At 65.6% G+C, this 15,623-nt stretch carries 13 protein-coding genes; 2 read left to right on the forward strand and 11 right to left on the reverse strand.

Annotation, left to right across the window (positions count from 1 at the left end):
- Window positions 1-87: 87 nt before the first annotated feature.
- The gene (locus LMJ30_RS17485) at window positions 88-849 is read right to left on the reverse strand and encodes a LytR/AlgR family response regulator transcription factor (RefSeq protein WP_229433710.1); all 762 of its coding nucleotides are present in this window, start codon (window positions 847-849) and stop codon (window positions 88-90) included.
- Between the two features lie 63 nt (window positions 850-912).
- Window positions 913-2,151 carry a sensor histidine kinase gene (locus LMJ30_RS17490; protein ID WP_229433711.1) on the reverse strand — a complete coding sequence of 413 codons (1,239 nt, stop codon included), beginning with the start codon at window positions 2,149-2,151 and terminating at the stop codon, window positions 913-915.
- Window positions 2,152-2,448: 297 nt separating this feature from the next.
- On the opposite strand from LMJ30_RS17490, the gene LMJ30_RS17495 reads away from it, so the two are divergent.
- The gene (locus LMJ30_RS17495) at window positions 2,449-3,387 is read left to right on the forward strand and encodes an exopolyphosphatase (protein ID WP_229433712.1); all 939 of its coding nucleotides are present in this window, start codon (window positions 2,449-2,451) and stop codon (window positions 3,385-3,387) included.
- 2 nt (window positions 3,388-3,389) lie between these two features.
- On the opposite strand, the gene LMJ30_RS17500 is transcribed toward LMJ30_RS17495, so the two are convergent.
- The 3 genes from LMJ30_RS17500 to LMJ30_RS17510 form a co-directional block, all read right to left on the reverse strand.
- The gene (locus LMJ30_RS17500; protein ID WP_229433713.1) at window positions 3,390-5,777 is read right to left on the reverse strand and encodes a sensor domain-containing protein; all 2,388 of its coding nucleotides are present in this window, start codon (window positions 5,775-5,777) and stop codon (window positions 3,390-3,392) included.
- Between the two features lie 117 nt (window positions 5,778-5,894).
- The gene (locus tag LMJ30_RS17505; protein ID WP_229433714.1) at window positions 5,895-7,160 is read right to left on the reverse strand and encodes a nitronate monooxygenase; all 1,266 of its coding nucleotides are present in this window, start codon (window positions 7,158-7,160) and stop codon (window positions 5,895-5,897) included.
- A gap of 128 nt (window positions 7,161-7,288) precedes the next feature.
- A complete protein-coding gene (locus tag LMJ30_RS17510) occupies window positions 7,289-7,774 on the reverse strand; it encodes a YajQ family cyclic di-GMP-binding protein (RefSeq protein WP_229433715.1) in 486 nt (161 codons plus the stop codon).
- 134 nt (window positions 7,775-7,908) lie between these two features.
- Here LMJ30_RS17510 and murB point away from each other — a divergent pair, with 134 nt between their 5' ends.
- Entirely contained in the window at window positions 7,909-8,937 is a 1,029-nt protein-coding gene (gene murB, locus LMJ30_RS17515) for a UDP-N-acetylmuramate dehydrogenase (protein ID WP_229433716.1), read from the forward strand.
- Between the two features lie 6 nt (window positions 8,938-8,943).
- Here murB and LMJ30_RS17520 read toward each other — a convergent pair whose 3' ends face one another.
- Genes LMJ30_RS17520 through LMJ30_RS17545 form a run of 6 tightly spaced genes read right to left on the reverse strand, consistent with a single transcriptional unit; the run spans window position 8,944 to window position 15,620 of the window.
- The gene (locus LMJ30_RS17520; protein WP_267869704.1) at window positions 8,944-9,963 is read right to left on the reverse strand and encodes a diguanylate cyclase; all 1,020 of its coding nucleotides are present in this window, start codon (window positions 9,961-9,963) and stop codon (window positions 8,944-8,946) included.
- Window positions 9,964-10,002: 39 nt separating this feature from the next.
- Window positions 10,003-11,019: a chemotaxis-specific protein-glutamate methyltransferase CheB gene (cheB, locus tag LMJ30_RS17525; RefSeq protein WP_229433717.1), complete on the reverse strand. Its 1,017-nt coding sequence runs from the start codon at window positions 11,017-11,019 to the stop codon at window positions 10,003-10,005.
- Window positions 11,016-13,268, reverse strand: a complete 2,253-nt coding sequence (locus LMJ30_RS17530; RefSeq protein WP_229433718.1) for a hybrid sensor histidine kinase/response regulator — start codon at window positions 13,266-13,268, stop codon at window positions 11,016-11,018. The genes cheB and LMJ30_RS17530 overlap by 4 nt, the downstream gene beginning before the upstream one ends.
- Window positions 13,265-13,921 (reverse strand): chemotaxis protein CheW, encoded by a 657-nt coding sequence (locus LMJ30_RS17535; RefSeq protein WP_229433719.1) that lies wholly within the window; start codon window positions 13,919-13,921, stop codon window positions 13,265-13,267. Before LMJ30_RS17535 ends, LMJ30_RS17530 begins: the two co-directional genes overlap by 4 nt.
- Window positions 13,918-15,168, reverse strand: a complete 1,251-nt coding sequence (locus LMJ30_RS17540; protein ID WP_229433720.1) for a CheR family methyltransferase — start codon at window positions 15,166-15,168, stop codon at window positions 13,918-13,920. Before LMJ30_RS17540 ends, LMJ30_RS17535 begins: the two co-directional genes overlap by 4 nt.
- Window positions 15,165-15,620: a chemotaxis protein CheW gene (locus LMJ30_RS17545; RefSeq protein ID WP_229433721.1), complete on the reverse strand. Its 456-nt coding sequence runs from the start codon at window positions 15,618-15,620 to the stop codon at window positions 15,165-15,167. Before LMJ30_RS17545 ends, LMJ30_RS17540 begins: the two co-directional genes overlap by 4 nt.
- Window positions 15,621-15,623: the final 3 nt, after the last annotated feature.

The raw sequence follows: 15,623 nt of genomic DNA on the forward strand, positions 1-15,623 counted from the left end.
CGCGTACGATAAGGTTCTGGAAAAAATCGCGCCTTGATTTAGGGCAAGCTTTGCGATAGGAAAGATCGAGCCTGCGCGCGAACGACCTTACATCTGCTTGAACAGGTGCAGGAAGCTGCGGCTCACTTCCAGCTTGTCCGGTCGGCCTTTGATCAGCACCAGGTGGCGGCCGCGGATGTCGCGGGTCACGCCTTCGATGGCATTCACGTTGACCAGGGTGGCGCGGTGGATCTGCCAGAACAGCGACGGGTCGAGTTCCTCGGCCAGGTCGCGCACCGGCTTGCGGATCAGCGCTTCAAACTTTTCGGTCTGCACGCAGGTGTACTTTTCGTCGGAACGGAAGAACAAAATTTCTTCCACAGGGATCATGCGCAGGTCCTGGCCGATGCTGGCCTGGATCCATTGCAGGTACGACGGCTTCGGCTTGGACATCTTTTCGGCCAGCTCGGACAGCATCGCCGTCACGCTCTCGGTCACCGCCTCTTTCGGCTTGGCCAGGCGCGCCTTGAGGCGGTCCACGGTGATCTGCAGGCGTTCCTGCTCAGGCGGTTTGAGCACGTAGTCGACCGCGCCGCGCTCGAAGGCTTCGACCGCGTACTGGTCGTAGGCCGTCACGAACACCACATTGCTCTGGGCGCCGATGTCGCGCGCCGCTTCCATGCCGGTCTTGCCCGGCATGCGGATGTCGAGGAAGGTCAGGTCAGGCTTGAGCTCCCTGACCAGGTCGACCGCCTCTTCGCCATTTTTCGCCTCGCCGATGATGTCCAGCTCGGGCCAGGCCTGGCCCAGTCGCAGGCGCAGTTGGTCGCGCATCAGTCTTTCGTCGTCGGCAATGATCGCAGTAGGCATGGGTCGGTCTGATTTTAAGAGTGAGTGACAATTATTCAACGAAACCGGGTGTAAATCAATCGCTTACTTCGACACCTGGTAGGGAACTTCGATGGTAGCGATGACGCCGCTTGGCGAGTTGGCCGTGATGGTCAGCTTGCCCTGGTCGCCATGCAGCAGCTTGAGGCGTTCGCGGATCGTCGGCAGGCCCAGGCCCGTGCCGTCGCTCGGGTGCACGCCGAAGCCGACCCCGTCATCCGAGACGATCACGCGCAGCTTGTTGCCGGCCACTTCGGCGACGATCTTCAGGGTGCCGCCTTCCGGCTTGCATTCGAGGCCGTGCTTGATCGCGTTCTCGACCATCGACTGCAGCATCATCGGCGGGAAGGCCGCGCTGCGCAGTTCGTCGGGAATCTGCATGTCGACCGTCAGGCGTTCTTCCATGCGCATCTTGAGCAGGTTCAGGTAGGCCTTGACCATGTCCGCTTCGCGGCCGAGGTTGGTGACGACGGCGTTATCGCGCATCTGCGGCAGCACGGCGCGCAGGTACTGGATCAGGCTGCGCTGCATGGCCGAGGCGCGCGGCGGGTTGGTTTCGATCAGGTATTCGACCGAGGCCAGCGTGTTGAACAGGAAGTGCGGCTCGACCTGCGCCTGCATCATCTGCATGCGCGCCTCGGACAGCTGGCGCTGCATCGATTCGCGCTCGGCGGCCGCGTTGGCGTTTTGCGTTTCCGCTTCGGCGCGCTTCTTGCCGCCCATCAGCGCCTTGGTCGCAAACAGCGCCAGCAGCAGCAGCGACACGAAGCTCTTGAACCAGGTCGACGCCTGGTTGTGATAGCGCGTCACTTTCTGCTCGGCCATGTCGTCGACCGCTTCTTCGATTGCGTTCGACAATTCTTCGCCAATTTGCGGCGGCAGTTCGATGTGGACGGAACCGTCGTCCGGGTTCGCGCTGGCGCCCGCCGGCGGCGCCGGCGGTACCGGCAGCTCGCCCGCTTCCGGGGGCTCGGGCGGCTCCGGCGGCGCCGGCAACTTGCCTTTGCGCGGATTGAAACGAATGCCGGTGTCGTCGATGACGATGTGGGGTTCGGACGCGTCGCGCTTGCCGCGATGGTTGTCGCTGCGGACCACCATCGGGCCGCCGCTGCCGGAGAACAGTTCTTCCTGCACGATCGAGGCGGCGATCAGCGACAGCGCGGCGAACAGGAAGAACTTCCACCACGAGAGCTGGGTGACCCAGGTCGCCGTCGCGTCGAAACCCTTGTGCAACCAGGCGAGGCTGTTGGCGAATGACTGCTGGAGAGGAGGGCGAGCTTGCATGTGATTCGATTTCCGTGGGCGTGTTGTGCTTTTTTGTCACGCAGTGTAAGCCTGCGCCGCTGGAAAAGCCATTTTGCCCGGTTAAATACTGTTGGGATGGTGCAACTGTAGGCCGCGCCCGCTTGCGGGGCCATCCGTTTGCGACAGTCTGCACAATCCGGGTACTGGAATGCGCACCCGGCTTGTTGCGTAGCAAGGAAGCTGGCGATTGATGTGTACAGGAAACCCGGCAGCGTATGATATCCAATCGCCAGGGCCGAGTCGGCCTTTTGTCATTTTTGATGGAAGGGAATGCCAATGTCTGCTGAATCCAGAAAATTCCGCCTAGTTACACGCAGCGATTTCGACGGCCTGGTGTGCGCCGTGCTGCTCAAGCACCTTGGCATGATCGACGAGATCCTGTTCGTCCACCCGAAGGACATGCAAGACGGGAAGATTGCCGTCAGCGAGCGCGACATCACGACCAACCTGCCGTACGCCCCCGGCGTGCACCTGGCCTTCGACCACCACCTGTCCGAAACCCTGCGCAACAAGGGCGAGCGCGCCAACCATATCATCGATCCGTCGGCGCCGTCGGCGGCGCGCGTGGTCTACGATTACTATGGCGGCGCCAGCAAATTCCCGCTGGCCTGGACCGGCATGATGGCGGCCGTCGACAAGGGCGACTCGGCCAATTTCTCGCGCGAAGAGGTGTTGGATCCGGCCGGCTGGGACCTGCTCAATTTCCTGATGGACGCGCGCACCGGCCTCGGCCGCTTCCATAATTTCCGCATCTCCAATTACAACCTGATGATGGCGCTGATCGATGCGTGCAGGAACCTCCCCATCAAGGACATCATGGCCATGCCCGACGTGCAGGAACGCACCGCCCTGTACTTCGAGCACAGCCAGAAATGCAAGGACCAGATCCGCCGCTGCGCCACAGTCGACAAGAACCTGGTGGTGCTCGACCTGCGCAACGAGGAAGTCATTTTTGCCGGCAACCGCTTCATCATCTACGCGCTGTTCCCAGTGACGAACATCTCGATCCACGTGCTGTGGGGCCTGAAAAACCAGAACACGGTGTTCGCCACCGGCAAGTCGCTCCTGAACCGCAGTTCGCGGACCAACATCGGCGCCCTGATGCTCGAATACGGCGGCGGCGGCCACGAAAATGCCGGCACCTGCCAGGTGTCGAACGACATGGCCGAGGAGGTGCTGGGCGCGCTGAGGCGGCGCATCACCTCCGACGGCTAGGGTCAGGCGGGTGAGCTGGCCATCAGCAAGCCCTCGAGCGCCGATTCCGACAGCGGTTCCGAGAACAGGCGCCCCTGCATCTCGTCGCAGGCGTTCGCACGCAGGAACTCCATCTGCGTGCGCGTCTCGACTCCCTTGGCGATGACCTTGACGCCCAGGTCATGGCCGATGTCGATCAGCGCCTTGACCACCGCGCCGCTGCGCACGTCCTCGGTAATGCGGTTGATGGCCGCGCGGGCGACCTTGACGTGGGTCAGCGGCAGTCTCTGCACATAGTTCAGGTCGCACATACCCTCGCCGAACGCGTCCAGCGAGCGGCGCACGCCGAGGTCGCGCAGCTGCGACATGACTTCCATGCCCAGCTGGTGATTATTGTTGAGCCCATCCTCGCGCAATTCCAGTTCCAGCAGCTCCGGGGGCAAGTCATGACGGTCGAGCACGGCGGCGATGTTCGACACATAGCCCGGCTGGCTGAATTCGCGCGATGAGGAATTCAGGGCCACCGGCAACGGCGGCTGGCCGGCCCGCTGGCGCCGGCGGAGGAAGTCGCAGGCCTGTTCCAGCACCTCGCGGCCGATGTCGATGATCATGCCGTTTTCCTCCGCGTCGGAGAGGAAGGAGCCGGGCAGCAATATGCCGTGCTCCGGGTGGCGCCAGCGCACCAGGGCTTCCAGCGCGTTGATGTAGCCGGTCTCCAGGGTGACCCGCGGCTGGAACTGCAGGAACAGCTCGCGCCCTTCGATGGCGCGGCGCATCGTGTCTTCCAGCTTCTGCTTGGCTTCGGTGGTCGATTTCATGTCGGCCGAGAAGAAATAAGCCTGGTTTGTTTGCGATGCCTTGGCGTGGTACATCGCCACATCGGCTGAACGTACCAGCTCGACCGCGTTGCCGCCGTCGTGGGGATAGACGCTGACCCCGATGCTGGCGCCGCTGCCGATTTCGGTGCTGTCGAACACTACCGGGCGCGACAAGGCATCGCGCAGCCGCTCGACCATGCGCAGCGTGTAGCGCAGCGAAGGCTGGTTGACCAGCACCAGCACGAACTCGTCCCCCGACAGCCGCGCCACCGTGTCGCTTTCGCGCACCGACGCCTGCAGGCGCTTGGCGACCACCTTCAGCACTTCGTCGCCGGCCTCGTGTCCGTAGCTGTCGTTGATCTGCTTGAAGCCGTTCAGGTCGATCAGGGCGGTGGCCACCAGGGTCTTGTTGCGCTGGGCCATATGGATGGCCTGTTCCAGCCGGTCCCACAGGAGGGTGCGGTTGGCGAGGCCGGTCAGCGGATCATGGTTGACTTCGTGTTCCAGCAGGGCGGTGCGCTGCTTGAGGGCGGTGACATCATTGATGACGCCGATAAAATGCGTGACCTTGCCGGTGCCGTCGGCCACCGGGGTGATGGTCAGGTCGTTCCAGAACACCTCGCCGTTGCGGCGCAGGTTGCGGAACACCACATTGACCTGCTGGCGCGCGCGGATGGCCTTGCGCAGGCGTTTGCGCTCCTCTTCATCGAGCCCCGGTGCGGCCATGAAACGCGAATCACGGCCGATGACTTCGCTTGCGGAGTAGCCGGAGATGCGTTCGAAGGCGGGATTGACATACTCGATCGGGTTGTCGTGCTCGGTGCAGCGCGTGATGACCAGGCCGTTGCTGGACGCATGCAGGGCCCGCTCGCGCACGCGCAGCACTTCTTCCTGGGCGCGCCGTTCGGTCAGGTCGATGCCCATGCCGCACAGGTAGTTGCGGCCGCGGCATTCGATCCGCGCGCCGCACAGCAGGTAGGGCGTGGCGTTGCCGTATTTGTCGAGGTAGTTCGCTTCGACGAATGCCTGTGCATCGTTCTGGAATACTTCCTTGATCTTGGCGGACAGGATGCGCTTGTCGGCGAGGTCATACATGTCGAGCGCATGCGCCACCTTCAGCTCTTGCGGCGTCATGGCCGTGACACGCTCGAGGGTTTTGTTCCAGAGAGCAAAGGTGCCGTCCTCGCGAATGACATAAAACGTACCGGGAAGCATGTCGATGACGCTACAGAGCGGCATGCGGCCGACCAGCGACATTTCCTCGCCGCTGGGCGCGGCGACGAAAAAGCCGACAAAACCGGGCAGCTGGCCATTGTCGCCATGCTGTCGCAGTAGAGAGAGTTCAACCTCGCGGCGGCTGCCGTCGGGCATGGGAATGCCCAGTTCCAGCGCATCGCAGTGATTGCTGGTCTCGGCCCCATGTTCGAACAGCTCCGCGCCGCTTGGCACGTCGAGCAGGCTGCCTAGCGGCCGACCCAGCGCGGCGGCCGCGGGAACGCCAAACATCGCGGCGCATTTGTCGTTCCAGCTGATGACATTACCAGCCGCGTCAGTGAGCAGCGCAGCAATCTCGGTTTCTTCGCTGACGAGCATGGAGTCCCCTTGAACATACAGGTTAGACTCATCCTGGCTCATGAGGTTCGATTTTAATACGATGCTTGCAGAAAAAAGCCCGCGTCAGGCGCGGGCTTCGGGCGGGCAAGGGGCAGCTCAGGCGAGCGCGGCTTCCTGCTTTTCAGGCAGCGCAACCTGGTTGTCGACGCTGAACTGGTAATCCTTGAACACGTGCTCGGCCGACAGGATCTGGTAGCTGCCGTCGGCCAGCTTGTGGGTGGTGTCCTTCAGGCGGTAGGTGTAATGCCCGCAGGTCCAGCAGTTGAAGTTGCGCATGTGCGTGCACAGGCAGGTCTTGTCCATGACGACAACCTGGCGGGCATCCGGATTGGCCATCACTTCGCGGTTGTACGAATTGATGTACGAGCAATTGCCAGTGGCGTCGAGCAGGTAGCCGTAGGACTCGCAGCCAGGGCGGATGCCCGAGCCGATTGCCGGGGTGTTCTTGAGCATGCGCATCGGGTAGCCGGTCGGCGACACGCCGTTGACGATGATGTCTTCTTCCGACGCCTTGTAGTACTCCTGCTTGACGTTGTCGGGCAGGCCGCACTCGTGGGTGACGGTGAAGCGGGTCGCCACCTGGACGCCGCCGGCGCCTTTTTCGAGGAAGCTGACGGCGTCGCTGCCGGTAAAGATGCCGCCGGCCGCGATCAGCGGGATGTCGAGGTTTTCCGCGCGCATGAAGGCATGGATCTCGTCCATGATGGTGTGCAGGTCGTATTCGGCCCAGTCGAGCCCGAAGCCGAGGTGGCCGCCGGCCAGCGGGCCTTCGACGATGATGTAGTCAGGCAAGCGGTTCAGCTTGGACACCTTGCGCAGGAACAGCTGCAGCGCGCGCACCGACGACACGATGATGCCGAGATAAGCGTCGCGGAAGCGCGGGTGGTCTTCGATCAGCGCGAACGAGCCCAGGTGCAGGCCGGCCGACATGGTGATGCCGTCGATGCCGGCGTCCAGCGCGGCCGACAGGCGGGTGCGCAAGGTTTCCTTCGGCGAATTCATGGTCAGCTTTTCCATGCAGTTCACGAAGATCAGGCCATCGCCTTTTTTCGCCGCCATGGTGGCGCCCACGTGCAGGCGGGTTGCCTCGGCCAGGCGCTCGAGGTCGAACTGCACCACCGCCTTGTCCATGTTGTTGATATTGAACTTGTAGGTCTTGGTCTTGTCTTTGACAAAGGTGGTGTCGAACTTGCGGTCGGACACATCCTGCACCATCGCATCGGAGATATGGCCGATACCGCCCAGGCGCGCAGCCTCCAGCGCCAGTTCCGAGGTCGAGATATCGACACCCATTCCGCCAATCATGATGGGAACATATTCCTTGTTGCCCAGACGCAGGCGGAAATCATCAACACGTTTCATTGCTATCCTTAGACTACCGAGTTTCCAGGGCGCGTAACACGGCTATCGCGCGTTGCGCACCTTCCATTCTACTCCATGGGCAGGCATGCCCAAAAGCTTCGCTTCCGGGGTGGCTTGGGGAGCGTTGCTTAATCGCGGAAATTGTTAAATTCCAGCGGCATGTCCGGCACATCCTTGCGCAGCATCTGCATGGCGGCCTGCAGGTCGTCGCGCTTGGCGCCGGTGACGCGCACCGATTCGCCCTGGATGCTGGCCTGCACCTTCATCTTGCTGTCCTTGATCACCTTGACGATCTTCTTGGCGTCCTCGGTCTCGATGCCGTTCTTCACCTTGATGACCTGCTTGACCTTGTCGCCGCCGATCTTTTCGATCTTGCCTTCGTCGAGGAAGCGGACATCGACCTTGCGCTTGGACATTTTGTTGATCAAGACATCGCGTACCTGCGACAGCTGGAAATCGGAATCGGCAAAGGCGGTCAGTTCCGCTTCCTTCTGTTCGACCTTGGCCGAGCTGCCCTTGAAGTCGAAGCGGGTGGTGATTTCCTTGTTGGTCTGCTCGACCGCATTCTTCACTTCGATCATGTCTGCTTCGGAGACGACGTCAAACGATGGCATAGTAGGTTTCCTCTGTTGTTTTACTTGCTAATTGTAGAATGCCGATATTTTAACGGACAACCGGCTCCCGTCCCGGTCCGGATGCCGGAAAATGTGGCTTGTGTCCTATAATCGAGCAAAAAATACGGTATCCCATGCACACACGCCTCGCCATCGAACACGATTTCCCGCTCAAGTCCCTCAATACCTTCGGCATCGACGCCAAGGCGCGCCGCTACCTGCGCGTGGCCGGACCCGCCGACCTGGCCGCCGTGATGGCCGACCCGGCGCTGTCTGCGCTGCCGCGCCTGTTGTTGGGCGGCGGCAGCAACGTGCTGCTCACGCGCGACTTCGACGGCCTGGTGCTGCACATGGCCGGCGCCGGCAAGGACATCGTCGGCGACACCGGCACCCATGTGCTGGTGCGCGGCGCGGCGGGCGAAAACTGGCACGGCTTCGTCCAGTACACGCTGGCGCAGGGCCTGGGCGGGCTGGAGAACATGTCGCTCATCCCCGGCACCCTGGGCGCGGCGCCGATCCAGAATATCGGGGCGTATGGCGCGGAGATCAAGGACGTATTCCATTCGCTGACGGCGTTCGACATGGCCAGCGGCGCGCTGCGCACGATGACGGCCGCCGAGTGCCGCTTCGGCTACCGCGACAGCGTGTTCAAGCACGCCGAAGGGCAGGGCCTGGCGATCATCGACGTCACCTTTGCGCTGCCGCGCAACTGGCAGCCGAACCTGCGCTACGCCGAACTGGCGCAGGCGCTGCTCGATGCCGGCATCGAACAGCCTACCGCGCAGCAGGTCAGCGACACCGTGGTGGCGATCCGCCGCCGCAAGCTGCCCGACCCGGCGGTCATCGGCAACGCCGGCAGCTTCTTCAAGAACCCGGTGGTCAGCGGCGCCGAATGCGCGCGCTTGCTGGAGCGGTTTCCGGCGCTGGTGCATCACGCGCAGCCGGACGGCAGCGAGAAGCTGGCCGCGGGCTGGCTGATCGACCAGTGCGGATGGAAGGGCAAACACCTTGGCGCCGCCGGCGTCTATCCGAAGCAGGCGCTGGTACTGGTCAATAATGGCGGCGCCAGCGGCGCCGACGTGCTGGCGCTGGCGCGCGCCATCCAGGCCGACGTGCACGAACGCTACGGCGTCATGCTCGACCCGGAACCGGTGTTCGTCTAGCCGCGCTTAAACGGGCGCGAGGCAAACCCTGTTGCGTCCGTCCGACTTGGCAGCGTACAGGGCCTTGTCGGCGCGTGCCATCAATTCTTCCACCGAGCTCTCCGGGCCGGGCACCACCGTCGCCACGCCGATCGACATGGTCACCACGTCGCCCACCGCCGCGCCGGTGTTGTCGATCGCCAGCGCCTCGAGATGGCTGCGGCAGGCTTCGGCGATCAGCATCGCACCGGCCGAATCGGTATCGGGCAGCACGATCGCAAACTCCTCGCCGCCGTAGCGCACCGCCAGGTCGGCCGGGCGCTTCAGGTGTTCGGTCAGGATCGCGGCGGCTTTTTTCAGGCACATGTCGCCGGCCTGGTGGCCGAAGGTGTCATTATGGTGCTTGAAGCAGTCGATATCGCACATCAGCAGCGACAGCGGCTTGCGTTCGCGCTGGCCGCGCTGCCATTCGACCGGCAGCACCTCGTCGAATCGGCGGCGGTTGCCGATGCCGGTCAGGCCGTCGAGGGCGGCCAGCTTCTGCAGTTCGATATTTGCGTCGGCCAGCCGCTGCTGGCTCTCGCGCAGGAAGCGGAACGCCTCGTCGCGCTGCAGGCGGCTGATGTGGCCCGACGAGTGGTAGCGCACCCGCGCCAGCAGTTCGAGCCGGTCCGGCAGCTTCACCACGTAGTCGTTGGCGCCGACCGCGAAGCTGTGCGCCTTGAGCTTGGCGTCGTCCTTGGCCGACAAGACGATGACCGGCACCGGCGCCAGCGAGGGCTGCTGGCGGTAAGCCTGGATCAGGGCGAAGCCGTCGATGTCGGGCATCACCAGGTCCTGCAGGATCACGGTCGGCTGCATCATCACGGCGGTTTCCACCGCAACCGCGGCATTGCTCACGTAGTGGAATTCGATGTCAGGATGGCCGTCGAGCATGCGCCGCACCGCTTCGATGATGATCAGCTGGTCATCCACCAGCAGCACCCTTACCTTGAAATGCGTGACGTTCGAATCCTGCTGGGTGCTGCCCTGGTTATCTTCTGACATGCTCAACTTTGTGATGGCGCCGCCTGCGCGGGACCGTATTTATAATCTGACGCCAATTTTACTGCGGATGGCGCGTGCAATCCCATCGAGGGACAGAATATTCTGCGCCGCGCCCAGGTCGGCCGCCGCGCGCGGCATGCCGTAGACGGCGCTGGACGCTTCGTCCTGGCTGATGGTGGACTTGCCGGAGGCGCGCATGGCGAGCAGGCCGGCGGCGCCATCGCGCCCCATACCAGTCAGCAGCACCCCGGTCGCCGGGCCGGTCCAGTGCTGGGCCACGCAGCGGAAAAACACGTCGACCGACGGCCGGTAGGCGTAGTCGCGCGGGTTGGCGTCATAGTGCAGGCGCCCGCCCGGCCCGAGCAGCAAGTGGTCGTTGGTCATGGCCACCTGCACGGTGCCGGGCGCCAGCCTGTCGCCGTCGACCACCACCTGCACCGGCAACGCCAGCTGGTCGCCGAGCCAGCGTGCGAACTGCGGTGCGAAGTGGGCGTCGATATGCTGGACGATGACGATGGCAGTGCCAGCCGGCGGCTGCCAGCCAGCCAGGATGCTTGCGATGGCAGCCGGTCCCCCGGTCGAGGCGCCGATCGCCAGCAGGTGGCTGACGGCGCCGTTGTCGGCGGCCGCGGCGGGGGCGGCCCGCGCCGCCGCCGTGTCGGTGCGGCTCACGCGCAGCAGCTTGCCGATGGTTTTGATCTTCGCCAGCAGTTCGGCGTCGCCGCCGCTGCCGCGCAACACTGGCGTGGCCGTCACGTCGAGCGCCCCGGCGCCCATCGCGCGAAATACCGCGCTGACGCTGTCCTGCGGCTGGCCGGTGACGATCAGGATCGCGCACGGCGACTTTTCCATGATCTGGCGGGTCGCTTCGACGCCATCGAGCTCCGGCATGTTCAGGTCCATCAGCACCAGGTCGGGACGGTTGTCGGCGCACATGCGCACCGCCTCCAGGCCGGTGCGGGCGATCCACAGCACCTGGTGTTCGCTGGTGCTGGCGACAACGCGCCGCAGCGCTTCGGCCGCCATGGCGACGTCGTTGGCGATGCCGATCTTCATATCGTCGGGTCTCCGATCAGGTCGAACACCGCGTCGAGCAAGGTCTCGTCGTGGAAGCTGCCTTTGGTCAGGTAGTAGTCGGCGCCGGCCGCCATGCCGCGCGCGCGGTCTTCCGGCCGGTCCTTGTACGACACGATCATCACCGGCAGCTTGTGCAGGTCGATATCCTTGCGGATCAGCGCGACCAGTTCGACGCCATCCATGCGCGGCATGTCGACGTCGGTGATGACCAGGTCGTAGGCGCCGCTGCGCACCGCGTTCCAGCCGTCCATGCCGTCGATCGCCACATCGACCTGGTAGCCGCGCCCGAGCAGCAGCTTGCGCTCCATCTCGCGTACCGTCAGCGAGTCGTCCACCACCAGCACGCGGCGGCTGCGGCGCCGCTCGGTGCTGCCGGCGCCCGACAGCTTGTGCAGGCCACCGGCATGGAGCAGCTTGTCGATCGACAGCAGCAGGTCGGCCACGTCGAGGATCAGCACCGGAGAGCCGTCGTCGAGCAGGGCGGCGGCGCTGATGTCGCGCATCTTGCCGAAAATCGGATCGAGCGCCTGCACCGCCAGGCTGTGTTCGCCGCGGATGGCGTCGACCACCAGCGCGTAGCGCCGCTGGCCGCTGCCGATCACCAGTACCGCCAGTTCGTCGCCGCCGGGCTCCATCTGGCCCAGCTCCAGCACTTGCGCCGCCGGCACCAGGCCAAGATGCTCGCCGCCGCCGGCATCGAAGAACTGCTTGTTTTCCAGGGTGCTGATACCTGACTGGGGGACCTTCAGCACCCGTTCGACCTTGACGATCGGGATGGCGTAGGCTTCGCCCTGCACGTCGAACACCAGTGCGCGCACGATCGACTGGGTCAGCGGCAGCGTGATCGAGGTGCGGAAACCGACGCCCGGCTGCGACTCAAGGCGTACGCTGCCGTTCTGTTCGCGGATCACCTGCTGGACGATGTCGAGGCCGACGCCGCGCCCGGAGATCGCGCTGGCCGTTTCCTTCAGGCTGAACGCGGGCAGGAACAGGAACTCCAGCAGTTCCGCCGACGACATCGCCGCCGCCATGGCGTCGCTGGCCATGCCGCGCGCGACCACGTTGGCGCGGATGCGATCGAGGTCGACCCCGCGCCCGTCGTCGCTGATTTCGATGTTGAGCATGCCGGCGCGGTGGCGCGCTTCCAGCCGGATCGTGCCGGACGCCGGCTTGCCGGCGTCCATGCGTTCGACCGCCGTTTCCATGCCGTGGTCGACGGCATTGCGCAGCATGTGGTTCAGCGGGCTTTCGATCCGGGACAGGATGTCGCGGTCGACCAGCGTCTCCTCGCCTTCGATGATCAGCTGGGCGTCCTTGCCGAGGCTGCGCGCCAGGTCGCGCACCATGCGCGGGAAGGCGTGCACGCCGTCGCGGAAAGGCCTCATGCGCAATGCCAGCACCTCCTCGACCAGCGCCGCCGACACGCCCAGCACGCGCCGTTCGTAGCCCTCGATGTCGGCCATATGATCGATCACGAACTGCTTCAGCGGGGCGGTCTTGTGCAGCAGCTGCGACGAACGCTCGACCAGCGCCGCGTCGCCGCTGCGCATGACGGCCTCGTGCAGCTGTTCGATCGCCTGCAGCACAGCCGACTGGTGGCGCTTGTGGCGCTGCAGCGATTCCACCAGCGGCCGCATCTGGTGGGCGTTGATGCGCGATTCGCTGGCCAGTGCCAGCAGCTGGTCGTAGTTCTGGCTCGCGCGCGGCGCCTGCGGCTGCTGGGCCTGCGGAGCTGGCGCTGCTTCGGCAGGCGCGGGCGGAGCGGGCGGCGTGGGCGCCGCAGCCGGGGGCGGCAGCGAAGGCGCCGACTGCACGGACGCGATGCCGGCAATGGCCGCGATCGCGGTCGTGACGGCGTTTGCGTTCTGCGCCATCCAGCTGTCGATGCTGGCGTCGGTCAGCGCCGCGAACTGCATGATCAGGTCGACGCCCGACAGCAGCACGTCGATGCGCGCCGGAGTCAGTTCAAGCCGCCCCGCCTGGGCCGCGACGAAAGCGTCCTCCATCGCATGTGCAACCTGCACCGCGACGTCGAGGTTGACGATGGCGGCGGCGCCCTTGATCGAATGCGCGGCCCGCATCAGCACGTCGATCGCCTCAAGGCTTACGGCGCCGCGCTCCATCGCCAGCAGCCCGTCGGTGAGCGTGCGCGCCTGGCCCTCCGCCTCCATGCGGAACAGGTCGAGCATCGAGAACTGGCTCAGGTCGCCGTAGGGGGGCTGGCTCATCGCAATAGCCTCGTCATCTGGTGTCCGATCAATGAGGCGTCGAGCACGCCGATGTGCATGTCCTCGCGGCTGGCCACGCCCAGCAGGAAGCGCTCCAGACCGCGGTTGATGGTGGCCGCAGGCGGGGTCAGGCCTGCCGAGGCGTAGCGCACGATGCCGTACAGGTCAGCCACCGGCAGCGCAAAGGACTGGTTTTCCCAGTCCACCACCAGCAGGCGCGCGAAAGTGTGGCGGCCGGCCCGGGCTGGCGCGTCGCGTTCGTCGATGCCCAGCAGCGCCGCCAGCGAGATGGCGGGCACCAGCTTGCCGCCGACGTTCACGATGCCCGCCAGCCCGTTTCCGCCGCGGTGCGGCAGCCGGTGGGCCGGTGCCTGCGGCGCCACTTGCGACACCATCGCCGTTGGCAGCGCGAGCCACTCGCGGCCAATGCGAAACGCCAGTGCCGACGTGTCGCTGGCATCGCCCGCCGCCACCGGCTGGCGCAGCAGGGCGGCCCATTCGGCGCGGTAGTCGTCGCCGACAGGGCGCTGCAGGTTGCGCTGGGCGGCGCCGGCATAGACATCGCAGTTGCGGCAGTGGACGACCGGCGCGAGCTTGTCGCAGCTCTTGTCGCCCGCCACGCCGACCTGGTTCCAGCAGCTGGTCTCGTTCATGGCCTTCCTTTGCGCGCGCCGTCATTGGCGCGCTGGTAGACCCGCGCGGCGCGCTGGCGCAAGGCGTCGGACTGCGCCGCGTCGCCCCGTTCGCGCGCCAGCAACGCCAGGTGGCACAAGGCTTCGTAATGGTCGGGCTTCAGGTAGACGCAGCGGCGCCAGTAGCCCTCGGCCGCGGGCAGGTCGCCGCTGCACTCGCTGGTCAGCCCGAGGATGAAGTAGGCGTCGGCCGCATCCGGTGCGGTCTCCAGCACGCGTTTGCAGGCGGCGGCCGCAGCGGCATGGTCGCCCTGGTCGGCCTGCTTGCGCGCCTGCGCCAGGGCCGCGCCGGCATCGAGGGTGGCCGGGGCAGGGGCGGGCTGGCGCTGCGGCTGCGGCTTGCGCTGGGGCGCCGCGGCAACGGCGGCGCGGGGCGCTGGCGGGCGCGCCGGGCGTGCTGGCGCCGCCGGTGCGCGCGCCGCCGGCGCCGGCGCAGCAGGCGCCTCGACTGCCTTCTGCAACGCAAACGCATTGGCCACGCGCAGGGAGGAAAATCCATAGCGGCAGTAGGTCGGCACCTCCGCATAGCCGGCGAACAGCACGCCGCCGTCGGCCAGCAACGCATGCAGCCGCGCGATTGCCGCGGCGGCGGTCGGCTCGTCGAAATAGATCAGCAGGTTGCGGCAAAAGACCACGTCGTAGCGGCCGCCGGCGGCCAGGTCGCTGGCCAGCAGATTGCCCTGGCTGAAGCTGACTTGGGCGCGCACTTCCTCATTGATCTGGAACTCGTTGCCGACGGCGGTGAAGTAGCGTTCGCGAAACGCCAGGTTGGCGCCGCGGAAGGCATTGCGGGTGTAGCGCCCGCGCCGTGCGCGCTGCAGCGCCACTTCCGACAGGTCGATCGCATCGATGCGGAACAAGGCTGGCGCGACGCCGGCGTCGCGCAGCGCCATCGCCATCGAATAAGGTTCTTCGCCGCCGGCGCAGGGCACCGACAGGATGCGTACCGACCGTCCCGGCGACGCCGCCAGGCGGCGCTGGACAAACGCCACCGCGGCGCTGAATGCATCGGCGTCGCGGAACATCCACGACTCGGGCACGACCAGCAGTTCGATCAACGCGCGCATCTCGGCGGGCGTGATGTTGGCGGCGTAAGCGGAAGCGTCGGCCTCGCCGCATTCGGCCATGCGGCGGCCCACGGCGCGGTCGATCACCACCGCGCTCAGGTCGAGCCCGGTCTGCTGGCGCACCAGGTCGCGGATGCTCATGGCGGCGCCTCCTGCGGCTGGAACAGCAATGCGCGCACCGCGTCGGTCAGCAGGCCTTCAGGTTCGACCAGCTGCAGCATGCCTGCCGCGGAGCTGGCCACCCGGCCGAGGAAGGGCGCGCCCGAAACACCGCTGTCGGACAGGGAGGCCATGTCGATTGTTTCGATGCCCGCGACATGCTCGGCCAGCAGGCCGAGGGCGCGGCTGGACCCGTCCACGCGGTAGTCGAGCAGGATAATGCGCGTATCGAACCACAGCTGCAGCGCCGGGGCGCCCGCCAGCTGAGACAGGTCGATCACCGGCACCGGTTCGCCATGCAGGTCGAGCAGGCCGGCCACGAACGCGGGCGCCAGCGGCAGCAGTTTCAGGCCGGCGGCCGGCAGCACCCGCGCGATGGCGCCGAGCCGCAGCCCATAGCGGTCGCTGCCGATGTGGAAGACCAGTACCTTCATGCG

Origin of the sequence: Massilia agrisoli, from assembly GCF_020831365.1 — a bacterium.
GTDB classification, from domain to species: domain Bacteria; phylum Pseudomonadota; class Gammaproteobacteria; order Burkholderiales; family Burkholderiaceae_D; genus Telluria_A; species Telluria_A agrisoli.

Coding starts and splice junctions, on each gene's coding strand:
- LMJ30_RS17505 (WP_229433714.1), bottom strand. CDS start 7,160: ATGAAACGTGTTGATGATTTCCGCCTGCGTCTGGGCAACAAGGAATAT.
- LMJ30_RS17545 (WP_229433721.1), bottom strand. CDS start 15,620: ATGAAGGTACTGGTCTTCCACATCGGCAGCGACCGCTATGGGCTGCGG.
- LMJ30_RS17510 (WP_229433715.1), bottom strand. CDS start 7,774: ATGCCATCGTTTGACGTCGTCTCCGAAGCAGACATGATCGAAGTGAAG.
- LMJ30_RS17500 (WP_229433713.1), bottom strand. CDS start 5,777: ATGCTCGTCAGCGAAGAAACCGAGATTGCTGCGCTGCTCACTGACGCG.
- cheB (WP_229433717.1), bottom strand. CDS start 11,019: ATGAAGATCGGCATCGCCAACGACGTCGCCATGGCGGCCGAAGCGCTG.
- LMJ30_RS17490 (WP_229433711.1), bottom strand. CDS start 2,151: ATGCAAGCTCGCCCTCCTCTCCAGCAGTCATTCGCCAACAGCCTCGCC.
- murB (WP_229433716.1), top strand. CDS start 7,909: ATGCACACACGCCTCGCCATCGAACACGATTTCCCGCTCAAGTCCCTC.
- LMJ30_RS17530 (WP_229433718.1), bottom strand. CDS start 13,268: ATGAGCCAGCCCCCCTACGGCGACCTGAGCCAGTTCTCGATGCTCGAC.
- LMJ30_RS17540 (WP_229433720.1), bottom strand. CDS start 15,168: ATGAGCATCCGCGACCTGGTGCGCCAGCAGACCGGGCTCGACCTGAGC.
- LMJ30_RS17495 (WP_229433712.1), top strand. CDS start 2,449: ATGTCTGCTGAATCCAGAAAATTCCGCCTAGTTACACGCAGCGATTTC.
- LMJ30_RS17485 (WP_229433710.1), bottom strand. CDS start 849: ATGCCTACTGCGATCATTGCCGACGACGAAAGACTGATGCGCGACCAA.
- LMJ30_RS17535 (WP_229433719.1), bottom strand. CDS start 13,921: ATGAACGAGACCAGCTGCTGGAACCAGGTCGGCGTGGCGGGCGACAAG.
- LMJ30_RS17520 (WP_267869704.1), bottom strand. CDS start 9,963: ATGTCAGAAGATAACCAGGGCAGCACCCAGCAGGATTCGAACGTCACG.